The organism is Salinicola lusitanus (assembly GCF_003206045.1).
In the GTDB taxonomy this organism is placed as follows: Bacteria; Pseudomonadota; Gammaproteobacteria; order Pseudomonadales; family Halomonadaceae; genus Salinicola; species Salinicola lusitanus.
This window is the reverse complement of sequence record NZ_PZJM01000002.1, coordinates 210,698-225,518: the sequence shown is the minus strand read 5'-3', so window position 1 is coordinate 225,518 and position 14,821 is coordinate 210,698. Positions and strand designations below refer to the sequence as shown.

Annotated in this window: 15 protein-coding genes and 3 tRNA genes; 16 read left to right on the top strand and 2 right to left on the bottom strand. The window is 66.5% G+C overall.

Annotated features, from left to right (window positions below; genetic code table 11):
- The first annotated feature begins 49 nt into the window (after positions 1-49).
- The 13 genes from DOM45_RS02885 to DOM45_RS02825 all read left to right on the top strand — a co-directional run bounded on the left by DOM45_RS02885 (position 50) and on the right by DOM45_RS02825 (position 10,047).
- Positions 50-2,155: a DEAD/DEAH box helicase family protein gene (locus DOM45_RS02885; RefSeq protein WP_425353323.1), complete on the top strand. Its 2,106-nt coding sequence runs from the start codon at positions 50-52 to the stop codon at positions 2,153-2,155.
- A 1-nt stretch (position 2,156) separates the two neighbouring features.
- On the top strand, positions 2,157-2,285 hold the full coding sequence (gene pqqA, locus DOM45_RS02880; RefSeq protein WP_110598010.1) for a pyrroloquinoline quinone precursor peptide PqqA: 129 nt from the start codon (positions 2,157-2,159) through the stop codon (positions 2,283-2,285).
- Positions 2,282-3,223: a pyrroloquinoline quinone biosynthesis protein PqqB gene (pqqB, locus tag DOM45_RS02875; protein WP_240612270.1), complete on the top strand. Its 942-nt coding sequence runs from the start codon at positions 2,282-2,284 to the stop codon at positions 3,221-3,223. The genes pqqA and pqqB overlap by 4 nt, the downstream gene beginning before the upstream one ends.
- Positions 3,211-3,996: a pyrroloquinoline-quinone synthase PqqC gene (gene pqqC / locus DOM45_RS02870; protein ID WP_240612269.1), complete on the top strand. Its 786-nt coding sequence runs from the start codon at positions 3,211-3,213 to the stop codon at positions 3,994-3,996. Before pqqB ends, pqqC begins: the two co-directional genes overlap by 13 nt.
- Positions 3,993-4,286 carry a pyrroloquinoline quinone biosynthesis peptide chaperone PqqD gene (gene pqqD, locus DOM45_RS02865; RefSeq protein WP_110598009.1) on the top strand — a complete coding sequence of 98 codons (294 nt, stop codon included), beginning with the start codon at positions 3,993-3,995 and terminating at the stop codon, positions 4,284-4,286. Before pqqC ends, pqqD begins: the two co-directional genes overlap by 4 nt.
- The gene (gene pqqE, locus DOM45_RS02860) at positions 4,283-5,395 is read left to right on the top strand and encodes a pyrroloquinoline quinone biosynthesis protein PqqE (protein ID WP_110598008.1); all 1,113 of its coding nucleotides are present in this window, start codon (positions 4,283-4,285) and stop codon (positions 5,393-5,395) included. The genes pqqD and pqqE overlap by 4 nt, the downstream gene beginning before the upstream one ends.
- A gap of 169 nt (positions 5,396-5,564) precedes the next feature.
- Positions 5,565-6,473 carry a segregation and condensation protein A gene (locus tag DOM45_RS02855; RefSeq protein ID WP_240612283.1) on the top strand — a complete coding sequence of 303 codons (909 nt, stop codon included), beginning with the start codon at positions 5,565-5,567 and terminating at the stop codon, positions 6,471-6,473.
- Positions 6,470-7,381, top strand: a complete 912-nt coding sequence (gene scpB / locus DOM45_RS02850; protein WP_110598006.1) for an SMC-Scp complex subunit ScpB — start codon at positions 6,470-6,472, stop codon at positions 7,379-7,381. Before DOM45_RS02855 ends, scpB begins: the two co-directional genes overlap by 4 nt.
- Before the next feature lie 75 nt (positions 7,382-7,456).
- Positions 7,457-8,323, top strand: coding sequence for a 23S rRNA pseudouridine(2605) synthase RluB (gene rluB, locus DOM45_RS02845; protein ID WP_110598005.1), 867 nt, complete (start codon positions 7,457-7,459; stop codon positions 8,321-8,323).
- A gap of 87 nt (positions 8,324-8,410) precedes the next feature.
- Positions 8,411-8,486: transfer RNA gene (locus DOM45_RS02840), tRNA-Lys, on the top strand.
- Between the two features lie 21 nt (positions 8,487-8,507).
- A tRNA-Lys gene (locus DOM45_RS02835) sits at positions 8,508-8,583 on the top strand.
- Between the two features lie 61 nt (positions 8,584-8,644).
- Positions 8,645-8,720 (top strand) — tRNA-Lys (locus DOM45_RS02830).
- Between the two features lie 88 nt (positions 8,721-8,808).
- Positions 8,809-10,047: a serine hydrolase domain-containing protein gene (locus DOM45_RS02825; protein WP_110598004.1), complete on the top strand. Its 1,239-nt coding sequence runs from the start codon at positions 8,809-8,811 to the stop codon at positions 10,045-10,047.
- A 10-nt stretch (positions 10,048-10,057) separates the two neighbouring features.
- Here DOM45_RS02825 and DOM45_RS02820 read toward each other — a convergent pair whose 3' ends face one another.
- The gene (locus tag DOM45_RS02820; RefSeq protein ID WP_110598003.1) at positions 10,058-11,521 is read right to left on the bottom strand and encodes a M48 family metalloprotease; all 1,464 of its coding nucleotides are present in this window, start codon (positions 11,519-11,521) and stop codon (positions 10,058-10,060) included.
- Here DOM45_RS02820 and DOM45_RS20435 point away from each other — a divergent pair.
- Together DOM45_RS20435 and DOM45_RS02810 are read left to right on the top strand one after the other, a co-directional pair.
- Complete coding sequence (locus DOM45_RS20435) at positions 11,520-11,951, top strand: sulfurtransferase TusA family protein (RefSeq protein ID WP_342588709.1); 432 nt, start codon at positions 11,520-11,522, stop codon at positions 11,949-11,951. The genes DOM45_RS02820 and DOM45_RS20435 overlap by 2 nt on opposite strands.
- On the top strand, positions 11,948-13,033 hold the full coding sequence (locus tag DOM45_RS02810) for an AI-2E family transporter (protein ID WP_110598002.1): 1,086 nt from the start codon (positions 11,948-11,950) through the stop codon (positions 13,031-13,033). The genes DOM45_RS20435 and DOM45_RS02810 overlap by 4 nt, the downstream gene beginning before the upstream one ends.
- A gap of 18 nt (positions 13,034-13,051) precedes the next feature.
- Here the strand turns inward: DOM45_RS02810 and DOM45_RS02805 are convergent, their stop codons facing one another.
- Positions 13,052-13,522, bottom strand: coding sequence for a peroxiredoxin (locus tag DOM45_RS02805; RefSeq protein ID WP_110598001.1), 471 nt, complete (start codon positions 13,520-13,522; stop codon positions 13,052-13,054).
- A gap of 378 nt (positions 13,523-13,900) precedes the next feature.
- Here DOM45_RS02805 and dapA point away from each other — a divergent pair, with 378 nt between their 5' ends.
- Complete coding sequence (gene dapA, locus DOM45_RS02795; protein ID WP_110597999.1) at positions 13,901-14,785, top strand: 4-hydroxy-tetrahydrodipicolinate synthase; 885 nt, start codon at positions 13,901-13,903, stop codon at positions 14,783-14,785.
- Positions 14,786-14,821: the final 36 nt, after the last annotated feature.

Here is a 14,821-nt window from a genome sequence, read left to right as displayed (position 1 = left end):
TGGCCTCGCCTTGATCGGACCGTTTCCTCGGCCGTGCGACCTGAGTACCATGCCGCTCATGCCCAGATCCTCCGCCACCAGCGCCGCCCCCCGACTCCGCCCCTATCAGACCCAGGCCGTCGACAACGTCATCGCCCACTTTCGCGGCAGTGACGAGCCGGCGGTGGTGGTGCTGCCCACGGGGAGCGGCAAGTCGCTGGTGATCGCCGAGCTGGCGCGGCGTGCGCGGGGGCGCGTACTGGTGCTGGCGCACGTGCGTGAGCTGGTCGAGCAGAATCACGCCAAGTATCTCGCCTACGGACTGGAGGCGGATATCTTCAGCGCCGGCCTCAAGCGCAAGGAGAGCGCGCGCCAGGTGGTGTTCGGCTCGGTACAGTCGGTGGTCAACGGTCTCGAGGCGTTCGCCGCCGGCGACTTCACCCTGCTGGTGATCGACGAGTGCCACCGGGTCGCGCTGCGCCACGGCGGGGCAGAGAGCGAGACACAGACGAGTGCTGCGGAGCGGGCGCGGGCCTCCTCGAGCTATGCCCAGGTGATCGCCCGGTTGCGCCAGGCGCGGCCCAATCTCAAGATTCTGGGGCTGACCGCCACCCCCTACCGGCTGGGCGAGGGCTTTCTTTACTATCGCCACTACCACGGCATGGTGAAGGGGCCGGAGGACGCCTTCTTCCGCGACTGTGTGTTCGAGCAGCCGCTGCGGGTGATGGTGCGCCAGGGCTATCTGGCCGAGCCGCGGCGCCTCGACGCCGCCCTGGCGTTCTACGACTTCTCGCATCTCACCGCACAGCGTAATGGCCAGTTCGCCGAGCGCGACCTGAACGGGGTGGTGCAGGGCAACCGCGCCACGCCGCAGATCGTCGCCGATGTCATCGAGCGCGCCCGCGACCGCGAGGGCGTGATGATCTTCGCCGCCACCGTGGCCCACGCCGAGGAGGTGCTGAGGCTGCTGCCGGCGGAGGCCAGCGCGCTGGTCACTGGGGCGACGCCGGGGCCGGAGCGCGAGCGTCTGATCGCCGCCTTCAAGGCGCGCGAGCTCAAGTATCTGGTCAACGTGGCGGTACTCACCACCGGCTTCGATGCGCCGCACGTGGACGTGATCGCCATTCTGCGCCCGACCGAGTCGGTGGGGCTCTATCAGCAGATCGTCGGCCGCGGTTTGCGGCTATCGCCCGGCAAGCGCGACTGTCTGGTGCTCGACTATGCCGGCAACCCGTGGGATCTCTACGCCCCCGAGATCGACCAGGCGCGCCCGGACAGCGACAGCGAGCCGGTGCAGGTCGAGTGCCCCGAGTGCGGCTTCGCCAACACCTTCTGGGGCAAGCGCGACGGTGATCTGGTGATCGAACACCACGGCCGCCGCTGCCAGGGGCTGCTATCCACACGCGACGCTATCGATCGCGCCCAACCCGGCGCGCAAGACGACAGATCGAACCCGGAAACGTCAGCCAGTGCCGGCGTGGGGGCGGGCGCCAATGAAAGCCGGAGCGCGGCTTCGGGCGCTCATGAAGGCAAGGGCGCGGCTTCGGGCGCCAATAAAGGGAAGGGCGCGGCTGCGGGCGCCAATAAAGCCAAGGGCGCGGCTTCGGGCGCCAGTAATAAGGTGCAGTGCACCTTTCGCTTCCGCTTCAAGGTGTGCGACCAGTGCGGTGGCGAGAACGACATCGCCGCCCGCGCCTGCGGCCACTGCGGCGAGCGCCTGGTCGACCCCGACGACAAGCTGCGCGATGCGCTCAAGCTCAAGCACGCCAAGGTGCTGAGGGTCAGCGGCATGCAGCTGCAGGCGACCACCAACGGCCGCGGCGTGCCACGGCTCAAGGTGACCTATCACGACGAGGATGGCGAGACGCTGGACGAGTGGTTCGGCCTCGAGACACCGGCGCAGCGGCATGTGTTCGAACGCGTCTTTCTGCGCCGGCATCTGCGTGCACCGGGCAGCGGCTGGCAGCCCGCCTCGGCCGAGGAGGCCGCCGCCGAGGCGCATCGCCTGCGGGCGCCGGACTTCGTCATCGCGCGCAAGAGCGGCCGCTACTGGCGTCTGGGCGAGAAGCTATTCGACTACGCTGGGCGCTATCGCACCGCCGAGGCGGCGGGCGGCGGATCCTACGACGATAGTTTACCGGCTAATTGTTGCACGGATTTCAACCGGATTGGCTAGAATGCACGGGCGCTCGTTGGAGCGCCACGCCACTCGATTCAAGGAGCTCGCCATGAGCTGGACGACCCCGGAAGTGAAGGAAATCTGCGTCGGTATGGAAATCAACGACTACATGCCCGCCGAGTTTTGAGCCCGGCAGCAGGTGCAGGCGAAGCCGCGGGTCTGCGGCTTCGCGTGCTGGGGGCGGCCGCCGGTGGCGGCTCCCCGCAGTGGAACTGTCGTTGCGAGGTGTGCCGCCTGGCCTGGGCCGGCGACCCGCGCATCACCCCGCGCACGCAATCCTCGATTGCCATCAGTCGCGACGGCGAGCAGTGGGCGCTGATCAACTGCGCGCCCGAGATTCTCGCCCAGATTAGACAAAACCCGGTGCTGCAGCCGCAGCACGGTGACCGCCATACCCCGATTCGCAGCGTGCTGCTGACCAACGCCGACGTCGACCATATCGGTGGATTGCTCAACCTGCGCGAGCGTTCGCCGTTCCGGCTGCTGGCCACGCCGTCGATCCAGGCGGTGCTCAAGGCCAATTCGATCTTCGAGGTGCTCAACGCCGAGTGCGTGACGCGCGAGCCGGTGGCGCTCGAAACCGCCTTCGAGCTGCTCGACGGCGTCAGCGCAAAACTCTTCGCGGTGCCGGGCAAGACCGCGCTCTACCTGGAAGGCGATACGGTCGAGATCGGCGTCGAGGGCGAGGACACCGTCGGCGTGGAGTTCATCGGCGCCGGCTCGCGGGTCTACTACATTCCCGGCTGCGCAACGATGACGCCGCGCCTCGCCGCGCGTCTGCAGGGCGCCGATCTGGTGCTGTTCGATGGCACTCTGTGGCGCGACGACGAGATGATCGCCGCCGGCGTCGGGGTCAAGACCGGGGCGCGCATGGGCCACATGTCGATGTCGGGCGACGCGGGCAGTATCGCCGCCTTCGCCGAATTGGCGGTGAGCCGGCGCGTCTTCGTCCATATCAACAACACCAACCCGGTGCTGATCGAGGGCTCGCCAGAGCGCGCCCAGGCCGAGCGCGCGGGTTGGGAAATCGCCTACGACGGCATGGAGCTTGCGTGTCGCAGCTGAAAGTCGAGAACCATCCGGATCTGGTCGAGCCACTGGGCATGGCAGCGCTGGAAGCGCGCCTGCGCGAGGTGGGCGAGACCCGCTATCACCATCGTCATCCGTTCCAGCTGATGCTGCAGAACGGCGAGCTGGACAAGCGCCAGGTGCAGGCCTGGGCGCTCAACCGCTACTACTACCAGGCGATGATTCCGATCAAGGATGCCTCCTTGATCGCGCGTCTCGACGATCCCGAGCTGCGTCGAACCTGGCGCGCCCGGCTGGTCGACCATGACGGCGAGGCGCCGGGCGAGGGCGGCATCGAACGCTGGCTGAAGCTGACCGATGGCCTGGGACTGGGGCGTGAACTAGTGGTCTCGACCCGCGGCATCCTGCCGGCCACGCGCTTCGCGGTGAAGGCCTACACCCACTTCGTGCGCGACCGGACACTGCTGGAAGCGGTGGCCTCTTCGCTCACCGAGCTGTTCTCGCCGATGGTGATCGGCCAGCGGGTGCGCGGCATGCTGGCGCACTACGATTTCGTCTCGGCCGAGACCCTGGCCTACTTCGAGCCGCGCCTGACCCAGGCCCCGCGGGATGCCGAGATGGCGCTGGATTACGTCAAACGCCATGCCCAGCGGGCCGACCAGCAGCAGGCGGTGATCGATGCGCTGCGCTTCAAGTGCAGCGTGCTGTGGGCCATGCTCGATGCGCTCCAGCACGCCTACGTGACGCCAGGTCAAGTCCCGCCAGGGGCCTGGAACGGCGAGCCGGAAATGAGAGGGCAGCCGACATGAATCCATCAGCGCCAGCGCTCGCGGAGGACGCGATCGTACGTCTGCCGCGCGGCGTGAGACTGCGGGAAGACAAGGCCCGCGGCGGCTGGGTGCTGCTCGCCCCGGAGCGTGTGTTCCAGCTCGACCCGGTGGCCCGTGAAGTGCTCGCACGGGTCGACGGCGAGCGCGATATCGGCGCCATCGTCGATGATCTGGCCGCCGCCTTCGCGGCCCCGCGCGAACGCATTCTCGGCGACGTGCGCGCCATGCTCGCCGATCTGATCCTCAAGCAAGTGCTGGAAGTGGTATGAGCCATCTCGATGACCCGGCCCGCCCCGCGCCGCCGCTCGGCATGCTGGCGGAGCTGACCCACCGCTGCCCGCTGCAGTGTCCCTACTGCTCCAATCCGCTCGAACTGACGCGCAAGCGCGACGAACTCGACACGGCGACCTGGCAGCGTGTCTTCGCCGAAGCCGCCGAACTGGGCGTGCTGCAGGTGCATCTCTCCGGCGGCGAGCCGGCGGCACGGCCGGATCTCGAAGCGCTGGTGGCGAGCTGTGCCGAACAGGGTCTCTACACCAATCTGATCACCGCCGGCGTCAATATCGATCGCGCGCGTCTCGAGGCCCTGGCGGAGGCGGGGCTGGATCATGTCCAGCTCTCGGTGCAGGGCGCGACCGCCCCGATCAACGACCATCTCGCCAACCTTCCCGGTGCCTTCGACAAGAAGCTTGCCTTTGCCCGGGAGGTGACCGACGTCGGGCTGCCGTTGACGCTCAACAGCGTGATCCATCGCGCCAACCTGCATCAGATACCCGATCTGGTCGAACTGGCGCTGACGCTGGGCGCACGGCGCCTGGAGATCGCCCACGCCCAGTACTATGGGTGGGCGCTGGAGAACCGCGCCGCGCTGATGCCGCCGCGGGAGCAGGTGATGGAGGCGCTCGCGCTGGTCGAAGCGGCGCGTGAGCGGCTCGAGGGCAAGCTGGTGATCGATGCCGTGGTGCCGGACTACTATGCGCGCCTGCCCAAGCCGTGCATGAACGGCTGGGGGCGGCAGTCGCTCAACGTCACCCCCGCGGGCCGCGTGCTGCCGTGCCATGCGGCGGAGACGATCCCAGGGCTCACTTTCTTGAACGTGCGTGAGCACGGTCTCGGCGAGATCTGGTACGACAGCCCGGCCTTCAATGCCTATCGCGGCACGGCGTGGATGCCGGATACCTGCCAGAGCTGCGAGCGGCGCGAGATCGACTGGGGCGGCTGTCGCTGCCAGGCGCTCGCGCTCACCGGGGAGGCCAGCCAGATGGACCCGGTGTGCGAGCGTTCGCCCTATCACGACGAGGTCCAGACGCTGGCGATCGTCGATTCGAAGCGTGACGACGACTTCACCTACCGGCGATTTTCGCGTCAGTCCGCTTGATATCCGGCCGGGCGCTAGGGCCATCGCCGCGCCGTCGACTTCGTGCCGATAGGCCAGCGTCGCCTGCCTTGTTAGACTGCGTTCACTATCCATCAGTGATCCGGGAGGCGGCGTGAGCGTGATCGAATCCGAACAGCCCGATGCCGCCGAGGCGTCGCCGTCAGGGCAGTTGCCACTCGACTTCGTGGTCCGGGTCAACGGCGAGCGCCTGACCGAGCTGCCGCAGGATCTCTATATCCCGCCGGAAGCGCTCAAGGTCTTCCTCGAGACCTTCGAGGGACCGCTCGACCTGCTGCTCTATCTGATCCGGCGCCAGAACCTCGACATCCTGGCCATCGACGTCGCCGCCATTACCCACCAGTATGTCGAGTACGTGGATCTGATGCAGGCGATGGAGATCGACCTGGCCGGAGAGTACCTCGTCATGGCCGCGATGCTGGCGGAGATCAAGTCGCGTACGCTGCTGCCTCGGCCGCCCAAGGGTGACGAAGACGACGAGGAAGCCGACCCCCGCGCCGAACTGATTCGCCGGCTGCAGGAGTACGAACAGCTCAAGCTCTCCGCCGAGGAGCTCGACACGCTGCCACGCATGGGGCGGGACTGGTATCCGGCCCAGGCGGCGCTGCCGGAACTCGAGCCGCGGGTGGTCCATCCCGACGTCTCGCTGAACGACCTGCTCGGGGCCCTCGGCGGCATGCTCAAACGGGCCGATCTGCGCCAGACCCACCGGATCAGTCGCGAGGTCCTCTCGACTCGCGAGCGGATGCTGTCGATCATGGCCAGGCTGAATGCGGATCGCTTCACGCCGTTCGAGGCGCTGTTCGACCTTTCCGAGGGCCGCGCCGGGGTCATCGTCACCTTCATGGCGATTCTCGAATTAGCGCGTGAGTCGATGATCGAAATCGTGCAGAATGCGCCGCTCTCGCCGATACACCTGCGGGCCAGGCTGGCGATCGAGGACGGCGCCGCAGGCGACGATGGCGATATCCCGGGCGAGCCGGCTTTCGAGAGCGGGACGTCCGCCTCGGCGAGCGGGATCGAGGCATCCGATAACGGCGACGGCGAGATCCGGGCATGAACCGCCTGACCGACCCTTACGTGACCCCGGCGCTGGACGAGATTCTGGAAGCGGTGCTGCTGGCCGCCGGTGAGCCGCTCTCGCTGGAGCGGATCGAGGGGCTGTTCGGCGACGGCCCGCTCGGTGCGGGGCAGCCGCCGTCCCGCGCGGCCATCCGCGAGTCGCTGAACAAGCTCGGCGAGCGGCTGATGGCGGGCGGGGCGCTGGAGCTGCAGGAGTCCGCCTCGGGTTATCAGGTCAGGATCCGTCAGCGCTACTCGCCGTGGGTGTCGCGACTGTGGGACGAGAAACCGCAGCGGTACTCGCGGGCGCTGCTGGAGACCCTGGCGTTGATCGCCTATCGTCAACCGGTGACCCGCGGCGACATCGAAGAGGTGCGCGGCGTGGCGGTGTCTAGCTCGATCATGCGCACCCTGGTCGAGCGCGGCTGGATCCGGGTCGTCGGTCATCGCGACGTGCCGGGACGACCGGCGGTCTACGCGACCACCCGGGCATTTCTGGATGACCTGGGGCTGCAGACGCTGGATTCGTTGCCGCCGATGCATGAACTCAAGTCCTTCGAGACGTTCGAAACGGCCATGCACCAGCCGTTCGCCGATCTGCCCGACGGCGTCGCCCCCGATGCCGGACCCGGCGCCGACGAGACGGGCGAGAGCGATGACGAAGCCGGCGTCGACGACACCGCATCGTTCGACGACACCCCGGCCGGCAGGGAAGATTCATCGGCAACGCCGGAACCTGCTTCCGACAATGACGAACACGCCGAGATGGCGTCCCCCGGCGAGTCGCTGAGTTTTGCCGAGCTCGAGGCGCGACTGGCCGAACGTGCTCGCCAACGTCGAGATGAACCGGAGGTGCCGGCTAGCGGCACCGATTCGGACCCCGATGGAAGAGACACGGACACCTGACAGTCGCCACCTCGAACCGGGCTGCCGATAGCGCGGGCGGAAGCTGGCGACTAGCCGATGAGGCAATGAAGCATCATGACGGATACCAACACCGAGAAACTGCAGAAAGTGCTGGCGCGCGCCGGATATGGCTCGCGCCGCGAAATGGAGACCGCGATCAGCGCCGGTCGGATCAAGGTCAATGGCCAGGTCGCCAAGCTGGGCGATCGCGTTGGCTCGCGCGACCGCGTGGCGCTGGACGACCGGGCCATCAACCTGCGCGCCGTCGAGGAGGTACCCCGCCGGGTCATCATGTACAACAAGCCGGAAGGCGAGCTGTGCACGCGCAAGGATCCGGAGGGGCGGCGGACCGTGTTCGAACGCCTGCCGCGACTGAAGGGCGAGCGCTGGATCGCGATCGGCCGTCTCGACATCAACACCAGCGGGCTGCTGCTGTTCACCACCGACGGGGAGCTGGCCAACCGGCTGATGCACCCCTCGCACCAGATCGAACGCGAATATGCCGTTCGGGTCATGGGTGAAGTGAAGCGTGAACACGTGGTCGCCATGGTCGAGGGCGTGATGCTCGAGGATGGCCCGGCGCGCTTCTCCGATGTCCAGGAGTTCGGCGGCGAGGGCATCAACACCTGGTTCCACGTGGTGATCCTGGAGGGCCGCAACCGGGAAGTTCGGCGGCTGTGGGAGTCCCAGGGGCTGACCGTGAGCCGGCTGAAGCGGGTTCGCTACGGCAACATCTTCCTCGACAAGCGGGCCAAGGCCGGCGAGTGGACCGAGATGACCCAGGACGAGATCGACGAGCTGTCGAACCTGGCAGGCCTCGAACCGCGCAAGGTGCCCGAGCTGACGCCGGACGAGAAGAACCGCTGGAGCCGCGACAAGAACAAGCGGCGCCCGGTGACGGCGATGAAGAAACCGCGTCGCCCGCGCCGTCAGGACTCCTGATTCCGGCGTTGAGCCATCGGCCTCGGGGCGGGAAAAAACGCTTGCCTGCTCCGAGGCTTATGAGTAATATGTGCGCCCAGTCGGAAGGGGTCGTTAGCTCAGTTGGTAGAGCAGTTGGCTTTTAACCAATTGGTCGTAGGTTCGAATCCTACACGACCCACCACTTTCCGACGGGTCGCACGATGGGTCGTTAGCTCAGTTGGTAGAGCAGTTGGCTTTTAACCAATTGGTCGTAGGTTCGAATCCTACACGACCCACCATCGATCACTTCCCCGCCGTTTCGGCAGCTCTGCACAGCGCCCGCTGTCAGTGGCACGTCTCGGGTCGTTAGCTCAGTTGGTAGAGCAGTTGGCTTTTAACCAATTGGTCGTAGGTTCGAATCCTACACGACCCACCATTTCGATGGTCTCCCGCTTTGCCGACAAATCGATGCACCTCTTCGCGTGGCTGTGTTACTGATTGAGGATTCCCTCAGGAGGCCCCTCATGACGTCCTGTTCGCCCCAGCCAGATCTCGCTGCCGATACGTCTCGCCGCGAACCCTCCCGTTCGAGCGCCATCTACCGTCATGCCGACGAGCCGATCGGTGACATCGAGCAGGCCTACAGCGGCCGCCTGACACCCGATCTGGCGGTGAATACCTTCCGCAATATCGACCGCTTGTTTCCCTCGCGGATCATCGCCGCTGGCGCTTCCCCGCGTCCGCTCGGGCAGGCGCCGACGTGCCTCGATGGGGTGGTCGCCAGCGTCAACGGCGAGGCCTACGATCTCTACGACTACCTGGCATTGAACAGTGTCACCGGTTTGCTGGTGCTACGACACGGCGACATCGTCCATGAGACCTACCAGCGCGGCAATCATCGCGATACCCGCTGGATGTCGATGTCGGTGGCCAAGTCCGTCTGTTCGACGCTGGCCGGCATGGCCATCCGGGACGGGCTGATCCGCGAGGGCCTGGCCGCACAGGTGACCGACTACGTACCGGCGCTGGCGGGAAGCGCCTACCAGGGCGTCAGCCTGCGCGACCTGCTGATGATGGCGTCCGGCGTCGCCTGGAACGAGACCTATACCGACCCCCGGTCCGATCGTCGCGCGCTGCTGAGGGCGCAGATCGCCCAGCGGCCGGGCGGGGCGATGAAGGTGATGGCGGCACTGCCCCGCGCCGCCAAACCGGGCGCGCGCCATAACTACAGTACCGGCGAGACGCAGATTCTTGCCGAGCTGGTTCGGCGGGCCGTGAGCCGACCGCTGGCCGAATACCTGGCGTTGAAACTGTGGCAGCCCTACGGCATGGAGAGCGACGCGAGCTGGTGGCTGGAGTCCGCCGATGGCGTCGAGATCGGCGGCAGTGGCATCGCGGCGACCCTGCGCGACTACGCGCGTTTCGGTCAATTCATGCTCGATGGTGGCCGGGTCGAGGGTCGATCGCTGCTACCCGACGGCTGGATCGACGCCGCCACACGCCCCACGACACTCGCCGGCGGCGATTCGCTGGAATACGGCTACATGTGGTGGACCGCGTGGACGCCATCGTCGCGCCGGGATCGCGCCTTCGCCGCGAAGGGCATTCACGGCCAGTTCATCTACGTCAATCCAACGCGTGACATCGTGATCGCACAGAACGCCGCCGCGCCGAAACCGCTCGGCAGATTGGTGATCGACCCGATGGTGTTCTGCGATGCGGTCGCGGCACATCTCGAGGGGCAGGCCGGCGCGCCAGCCTGAGACCACGCGGTCAGAAACTCTGCATCGTCTCCCGGTAGCCGAGGAAATCCTTGCGTCGTTGCTCGATGCGGCTGGCCATGGCGTAGTCGCCACTCCGTTTGGCGACATCCTCGGCGGAGTCGATCTGACGGATGGCGGTATCGATGCGACCCTCGAGCTGGAGCTGTTCGGCGCGAGCCAGCTGGCCCCAGGCATCACGGCCGGTGCGGCCGGCCGCTTCGGACAGCAGGCCGAACACGTTGGGGTCTTCCGGATACTGCTCGCTCATGTCTCGCAGCACGTCGAACGCCTGCGCCGGCGCCGTCTGTACCAGTGCCTCCGCCTGCACCCACTGCGCCGGGTAATAGCCGGGAGAGAGCCGCAGGATACGTCTTGCTCGCGCCAGCGCGTCCTGGTGGCGCCCGGCGTCGTAGGCAACCTGGGCGGCGGTGGCGGGGATCATCGAAAGGTCGGGATAATCTTGGGCAAGCTCGTCGAGCGTCTTCAGCGCCGCGTCGGGGCGCGTCTGCTGCGCATCGGTGAGCGCTTGCAGGTAACGTACGGCAGCCGCTGGCGGATCGTCCTGCTCGAGTATCGTCATTGCCTGGGTCGGGTTATCCCGGTTGAGCATCAGCAGGGCTCGCCCGCGGATCATGGCGTAGGTCGGGTCGTCCCGGTGGGGCGGAGAGGGCAACTGGTCGGCACGGGCCTGGGTGTCGCTGATCCGCGATTCGGTGACCGGGTGGGTCAGCAGGAATTCGGGGGGATTGCCGCCCTGGAGCGCAGCGAGTTTCTGCAGCGTGCGGAACATCTCCGGCATCGCCTGCGGGTCGTATCCGGCCTTGGCCATGGCGCTGAGGCCGACGCGATCGGCCTCCTGTTCGAACCGGCGGGAGTAGGCGAGCTGATCCTGCATGAACGCCGCCTGAGAGCCCATCATCGCGGCGATACCCGCGCCACCACCGCCGCCAGCCGCGAAGATCATCCCGGCCAGCATGGCCGCCATGGTCGGCAACTGCGTCTCCTTGACCCGCTCCATGCGCCGGGCGTAGTGGCGCTGGGCCAGGTGGCCCAGTTCGTGCGCCAGCACCGAGGCGAACTCATCCTCGTCGGGCGCGGTGGCGAACAGACCGGCATTGACCCCGACCACGCCGCCCGGCACGGCGAAGGCGTTCAGCAGGCGGCTGTCGACCATCGTTACGACGAGATTCTCGTTGACCCCGCTGTAGGGCACCAGCTTGGCCAGCATCGATCGCACGTAGGTCTGCGTGATCGGGTCCTGCCACGGGTCGGTCTGGGCGCGAAATTGACGCAGCCAGGCCCGACCCAGACGATATTCGTCGTTGGACGTGACGGCGGCGCTGGTACTGCCGAGATCGGGGAGCTGATAGCCTTGCTGGGCGTGCGCGGGCGGCATGGTGCCGGCCAGCCCCGCGGCGAGCAGCGGAACGGCCAGCAGGCGCCGCTGGAATGATGTCAGTCGTTGACGGTTCATGCTGACGATCTCGTTCCTCATTCAGGCTGAAGCCGGGGTGGTCGATGGTGGTCTGCGCTATCATGCGTTCGACCGCGGCTTGTGGCAGACGTTGCCTAGAAAATCCGGGCGTTGCAACAGCCGTCATGGCGGGTCTGTCGCGCGAGCGGGCCTCTTTCCAACCAACCTGGGGTATGTCATGTCTCAACAGCCGGATCGTCGACTGGATGCCACCGGTCTGAACTGCCCGTTGCCGTTGCTGAAAGCCAAGCAGGCGCTGGCGGACATGCAGGCCGGGCAATTGCTCGAAGTGATCGCGACGGATGCCGGTTCGTGGCGGGATTTCGAAAGTTTCGTCGAGCATAGCCGACATACGTTGGTCGGGCGCGAAGAGAATTCGGGTGTGTACCACTACTGGCTGCGTAAAGCCGACGGAGAGGCGCGAGCATGAGTTTGAAGGGCATCCTGCGTAACTGGTTCGAGCGATATCTGTCCGACGAAGAGGCCATCGTCCTGCTGGCGCTGCTGATCGGCGGTTTCGCCATCGTCATCTGGTTCGGCGGCGCGCTGGCCCCGTTCTTTACCGCGCTGGTGATCGCCTTCCTGCTGCAGGGCGTGGTGGCCTGGCTCGAACGCCGCGGGCTGCCGCGGCTGCTGGCGGTGGGGCTGGTCTTTCTGCTGTTCCTCGGCGCGCTGCTGGCGCTGGCGCTGATCGTGCTGCCGCTGGTGTGGAATCAGTTGGTGGAGCTGGTGCAGGAAGCGCCGCGCATGTTCGCCAGCAGCCAGCTCTGGCTCGATGAGCTGCAGGCGCGCTACCCCACGGTGGTGACGCCGGATCAGATCCAGGGCTGGATCGCCTCCGCCGGGCGCCAGGCGTCTACCCTGGGCCAGCGCGCGCTGACCCTCTCGCTCGCCTCGCTGGGCAGCCTGATGGCGCTGATCATCTATCTGGTGCTGGTGCCGATCCTGATCTTCTTCATGCTCAAGGATCGCGAACGTCTGGTCGCCTTCCTGCTCTCGCTGCTGCCGCGCCAGCGCACCCTGATGACCCGGGTGTGGCAGGAGATGGACGACCAGATCGCCAACTACGTGCGCGGCAAGACCATCGAGATCATCATCGTCGGCAGCGTCGCCTTCATCACCTTCTGGGCCTTCGGGCTGCCCTACGCGGCGCTGCTCGGGCTGATGGTGGGGCTGTCGGTGCTGGTGCCCTACATCGGCGCCGCGGTGGCCACGCTGCCGGTCGCCGCGGTAGCGGGCTTTCACTTCGGCATGGGCGAGCAGTTCTTCTACGTACTGCTGGCCTACGCCATCCTGCAGGCGCTGGACGGCAACGTGCTGGTGCCGATCCTGTTCTCGGAAGCGGTCGACCTGCACCCGGTCTCGATCATCCTGGCGGTGCTCTTCTTCGGCGGGCTGTGGGGCTTCTGGGGCATCTTCTTCGCCATCCCCCTGGCGACCCTGATCAAGGCGCTGGTCCAGGCCTGGCCGCGCGGGGAGTCGGACCAGGCCGTGATCACGGAGGAGAGCTGACCGCCGTCATGGGCGTGTTCAGCCGTTCAGCTCCCGCGCCGCCTCCAGCACCTCGTCGACGTGGCCCGGGACCTTGACGCCGCGCCACTCGCGGGCGAGCTTGCCGTCGGCGTCGATCAGGAAGGTGCTGCGCTCGACGCCCAGGTGCTCCTTGCCGTACATCTTCTTGAGCTTGATCACGTCGAACTGGCGGCAGACCGCCTCGTCGCGATCCGAGATCAGCTCGAACGGGAAACCCTGCTTGGCCTTGAAGTTCTCGTGGGACTTGAGACCGTCGCGGGAGACGCCGAAGACGACCGTGTTGGCGGCCTCGAACTCGCCGATCCTGTCGCGGAAGTCGCCGCCCTCCGTGGTGCATCCGGGCGTGCTGTCCTTGGGATAGAAGTAGATCACCACCTGTTTGCCACGATAGTCGCCAAGCCGAAAAGGCGTGTCGCCGGTCGCTTCGGCGGAGAAATCTTCTACGGGTTGTCCAACGCTGAGAGTCATGAGGCGCTCCGAAACCGGGAAGTGAATGGCGAACGATAGCCGATCCTGGCGGTCAATGCTCGGAAGCCGAGGCCTCGCAGATCTCCGGCAGTCGCGCCGATCGCGGCGACAGCCGGCCTGGCGGCTGTACACGCTGGGGCTGCCTGAGTACCATCTGGGGGGCGTGAAATCGCGCCTGGGCAGGCGCCACGACCGCATCGACTTCATGTCTGACGTGCTGGAGCCCGAGACCTGAACGCGTTGGCCCGGCCTTCACCGGGCCCGCCAGCGATTCCGGTGTCGGTGTGCATCCGGCCGGCAATCCGGTTTCCGGCCGTTCGATATCGATTGGACAAGGCGGCCGGCCGCCCATCCGGTCACAGTAGAGAGAGCTGCAAGATGATCACAGGCAGTATCGTTGCCATGGCGACGCCGATGAAAGCCGGTGGCGAGATCGATTGGGAGGCGCTGCGCCGCCTGGTCAATTTCCATCTCGAACACGGCACGGACGCCATCGTCGCCGCCGGTACCACCGGCGAGCCGACCACGATGTCGTTTGCCGAGCATTTCGACGTCATCCGCACGGTGGTCGAAGAGGTCAACGGCCGGATCCCCGTCATCGCCGGCACGGGAGCCAACAACACCGCGGAGGCGGTCGAGCTGGCCCGCTACGCGAGTGAAGTGGGCGCCGACTGCTGTCTTTCGGTGGCACCCTACTACAACAAGCCGACCCAGGAAGGCTTGTATCAGCACTTCAAGGCGGTCGCCGAGGCGAGCGAGCTGCCGATCATTCTCTACAACGTTCCCGGACGGACCTGCTCGGATATCTACAACGAGACGGTTTTCCGGCTGGCGGAGCTCGAGCGGATCATCGGGCTGAAGGATGCCACCGGCAACCTGGAGCGTGCCGAGGAGTTGATCGACCGCCTCGAGGGCAGCGGCTTCGCTCTCTACTCCGGCGACGACGCCACCGCCTGCGATTTCATGCTGATGGGCGGCCATGGCGATATTTCGGTCACCGCCAACGTCGCGCCGAAGTCGATGCACGATCTCTGCGTCGCGGCGACCAGCGGCCAGCGCGAAAAGGCGCACCAGATCAATGCGCGCCTGGCGCCGCTGCACACGGCGCTGGGGATCGAATCCAATCCGATTCCGGTCAAGTGGGCACTCAATCGCATGGGATATGCCGAGACCGGCATCCGGCTGCCGCTGACCTGGCTTTCCGAGCGCTATCACGGCAACGTCGGCGAAGCGCTGCAACTCGCCAATATCGAAACGACGTGAAATCTGCCGACGTGGTTCGAATCGCCAACCAGCCCA

What these genes read in the sequence shown, in the direction of transcription:
- DOM45_RS02885 (WP_425353323.1), top strand. Translation starts at nt 50, where the DNA reads ATGCCGCTCATGCCCAGATCCTCCGCCACCAGCGCCGCCCCCCGACTC.
- pqqA (WP_110598010.1), top strand. Translation starts at nt 2,157, where the DNA reads ATGCACGGGCGCTCGTTGGAGCGCCACGCCACTCGATTCAAGGAGCTC.
- pqqD (WP_110598009.1), top strand. Translation starts at nt 3,993, where the DNA reads ATGAATCCATCAGCGCCAGCGCTCGCGGAGGACGCGATCGTACGTCTG.
- pqqE (WP_110598008.1), top strand. Translation starts at nt 4,283, where the DNA reads ATGAGCCATCTCGATGACCCGGCCCGCCCCGCGCCGCCGCTCGGCATG.
- scpB (WP_110598006.1), top strand. Translation starts at nt 6,470, where the DNA reads ATGAACCGCCTGACCGACCCTTACGTGACCCCGGCGCTGGACGAGATT.
- rluB (WP_110598005.1), top strand. Translation starts at nt 7,457, where the DNA reads ATGACGGATACCAACACCGAGAAACTGCAGAAAGTGCTGGCGCGCGCC.
- DOM45_RS02825 (WP_110598004.1), top strand. Translation starts at nt 8,809, where the DNA reads ATGACGTCCTGTTCGCCCCAGCCAGATCTCGCTGCCGATACGTCTCGC.
- DOM45_RS20435 (WP_342588709.1), top strand. Translation starts at nt 11,520, where the DNA reads ATGCTGACGATCTCGTTCCTCATTCAGGCTGAAGCCGGGGTGGTCGAT.
- DOM45_RS02820 (WP_110598003.1), bottom strand. Translation starts at nt 11,521, where the DNA reads ATGAACCGTCAACGACTGACATCATTCCAGCGGCGCCTGCTGGCCGTT.
- DOM45_RS02810 (WP_110598002.1), top strand. Translation starts at nt 11,948, where the DNA reads ATGAGTTTGAAGGGCATCCTGCGTAACTGGTTCGAGCGATATCTGTCC.
- DOM45_RS02805 (WP_110598001.1), bottom strand. Translation starts at nt 13,522, where the DNA reads ATGACTCTCAGCGTTGGACAACCCGTAGAAGATTTCTCCGCCGAAGCG.
- dapA (WP_110597999.1), top strand. Translation starts at nt 13,901, where the DNA reads ATGATCACAGGCAGTATCGTTGCCATGGCGACGCCGATGAAAGCCGGT.